General features: G+C 52.8%; 2 rRNA genes. Both read left to right on the top strand.

The annotated features are described in order from the left end of the window. Positions 1-125: 125 nt before the first annotated feature. A 23S ribosomal RNA gene (locus tag HMPREF1250_RS09935) occupies positions 126-3040 on the top strand. Between the two features lie 103 nt (positions 3041-3143). After that, a 5S ribosomal RNA gene (gene rrf, locus HMPREF1250_RS09940) occupies positions 3144-3260 on the top strand.

A 3260-nucleotide genomic window follows, 5' to 3' on the forward strand; every position in this document is an offset into this window, starting at 1 on the left:
CCGTACCTTGACAACTGCATAGAAAAGCATAGAAATGACAAACCTCTTTTTTGAAGAGAAAGAAAACCTTAGTATCCACTTGTCAGCAGAAACTGACGAGTACGCGAAACATACAACAAGACGAAAGTCAAGTAAGAAAGGGCGTACGGCGGATGCCTTGGCCATATCAGCCGATGAAGGACGCGATAAGCTGCGAAAAGCTGCGGTGAGGTGCAAGTAACCGTTGACCCGCAGGTCTCCGAATGGGGCAACCCGGCAGTAGCAGTACTGTCACCCTCGCAAGAGGGAGGGCACCCGGTGAACTGAAACATCTAAGTAGCCGGAGGAAAAGGAATCAAGAGAGATACCCCCAGTAGCGGCGAGCGAACGGGGCAGAGCCCAAACCGGGACGGGAAACCGACCCGGGGTTGAGGACTGTCAACAAAGACACAGACGAAGCGGAAGCGGTTGGGAAACCGCGCCAGAGACGGTGAGAGCCCGGTACGCGTAAGGACATGTCTGGGACAGGATCCAGAGTACCACGAGACACGAGGAATCTAGTGGGAAGCAGGGGGGACCACCCTCCAAGGCGAAACACTGATATGGACCGATAGCGCATAGTACCGTGAGGGAACGGTGAAAAGAACCCCGGGAGGGGAATGAAAGAGAACCTGAAACCGTATGTCTACAAGCAGTCGAAGCACCGTATGCGTGCGACGGCGTGCCTATTGAAGAATGAACCGGCGAGTTATTTCATCCAGCGAGGTTAAGCAGGAAATGTGGAGCCGCAGCGAAAGCGAGTCTGAAGAGGGCGAAGAGTTGGATGGAATAGACCCGAAACCACAGTGATCTATCCATGCCCAGGTTGAAGCACAGGTAAAAATGTGTGGAGGACCGAACCAGTGAGCGTTGAAAAGCTTTTGGATGAGGTGTGGATAGGGGTGAAATGCCAATCGAACGTGGAGATAGCTGGTTCTCCCCGAAATAGCTTTAGGGCTAGCCTCATGAAAAGAGTATAGGCGGTAGAGCACTGAACGAGGTAGGGGCCTATCCGGCTACCGAACTTAATCAAACTACGAATGGCTATACTTATGCATGGGAGTCAGACTGCGAGTAATAAGACCCGTAGTCAAGAGGGAAACAGCCCAGACCAACAGCTAAGGTCCCGAATGCCGTACTAAGTGGCAAAGGATGTGGAGTTTCGAAAACAACCAGGATGTTGGCTCAGAAGCAGCCACCATTAAAAGAGTGCGTAATAGCTCACTGGTCGAGAGACTCTGCGCCGAAGATGACCGGGGCTAAGTACGGAACCGAAGCTTTGGCATGTATGGAAACATACATGGGTAGGGGAGCGTTCCTGCATGGGCGAAGGCTGACCGGAAGGACAGCTGGACAGGCAGGAAGAGAGAATGCCGGTATGAGTAGCGAAAAGAACGGTGAGAATCCGTTCCACCGAAAGCCTAAGGGTTCCTGGGCAACGATCGTCGACCCAGGGTAAGTCGGGACCTAATCCGAGGCGAAGACGCATAGGAGATGGACAGCAGGTTGAAATTCCTGCACCGGCGGCGTTTGCTTGAGCGAAGGAGTGACACAAGAAGGAAAGTTCGCATGCGATTGGAAGAGCATGTCCAAGCAGGTAGGTTGCTTTACAGGAAAAACCGTAGAGCTGAAAGCCGAGACGTGATGGGGAGCTTCTGGAAACAGAAGTGAAGGAACCGGGACTCTATTGTCAAGAAAAACTTCTAGTGAGAACGCAGCCGCCCGTACCAAAACCGACACAGGTAGGCAAGAAGAGAATTCTAAGGTGCGCGGGAAAACCCTCGTTAAGGAACTCGGCAAAATGTATCCGTAACTTCGGGAAAAGGATAACCCTGTAAGTGTGAGGCGCAGAAACGCGCGGAGCATGAGAGGGTGGCAGAAGAGAGGCCCAAGCGACTGTTTACCACAAACACAGGCGTCTGCGAAAGGGAAACCTGAAGTATAGATGCTGACACCTGCCCGGTGCTGGAAGGTTAAGAGGACGTGTTAGCTGTAAAGCGAAGCAGAGAATTGAAGCCCCAGTAAACGGCGGCCGTAACTATAACGGTCCTAAGGTAGCGAAATTCCTTGTCGGGTAAGTTCCGACCCGCACGAAAGGTGTAACGATTTGGGCACTGTCTCAACGAGGGACCCGGTGAAATTGAAGTACCTGTGAAGATGCAGGTTACCCGCGACTGGACAGAAAGACCCCATGGAGCTTTACTGTAACCTGAGATTGGATTTTGGTAGAAGATGTACAGAATAGTTGGGAGGCGGAGAACTGCGTACGCCAGTATGCAGGGAGCCGACGGTGGGATACCAACCTTGTTTTATTGAAATTCTAACGAGAGATGTAACAAATCTTCGGACAGTCTCAGGCGGGCAGTTTGACTGGGGCGGTCGCCTCCGAAAAAGCAACGGAGGCGCCCAACGGTTCCCTCAGCGCGGACGGAAACCGCGCGAAGAGTGCAAAGGCAGAAGGGAGCTTGACTGCGAGACGGACAGGTCGAGCAGGGACGAAAGTCGGGCTTAGTGATCCGGTGGTAGAGAGTGGAATTGCCATCGCTCAACGGATAAAAGCTACCCTGGGGATAACAGGCTTATCTCTCCCAAGAGTCCATATCGACGGGGAGGTTTGGCACCTCGATGTCGGCTCATCACATCCTGGGGCTGAAGTAGGTCCCAAGGGTTGGGCTGTTCGCCCATTAAAGTGGTACGCGAGCTGGGTTCAGAACGTCGTGAGACAGTTCGGTCCCTATCCATCGCGGGCGGAAGAAACTTGAAAGGGGCTGCTCCTAGTACGAGAGGACCGGAGTGGACGAACCAATGGTGTACCAGTCATACCGCCAGGTGTGCAGCTGGGTAGCTACGTTCGGGACGGATAAACGCTGAAAGCATCTAAGCGTGAAACCAGCCTAAAGATGAGGTTTCTCATGACGCAAGTCAGTAAGGCCCCATGAAGACGACATGGTAGATAGGCCGGGAGTGGAAGTACAGTGATGTACGGAGCGGACCGGTACTAATCGGCCGAGGACTTGACTTAAAGAGAAGAAGCGTAGGGATAGATAAGGGCATGGATATGCTTTTCAATGTAGTTGTCAGGGTACGGAAGGAGCCGTTGAAGAACAAGTAGACGGCGAGAGGAATTCAGTGACGATAGCTGTAGGGATCCACCTGTTCCCATACCGAACACAGCAGTTAAGCCTACAAACGCCGAACGTACTTGGGGGGAGGCCCCCTGGGAGGATAGGAAGTTGCTGATT

This window comes from Megasphaera vaginalis (ex Srinivasan et al. 2021) (genome assembly GCF_000478965.1).
Classification (GTDB): Bacteria; Bacillota; Negativicutes; order Veillonellales; family Megasphaeraceae; genus Megasphaera; species Megasphaera vaginalis.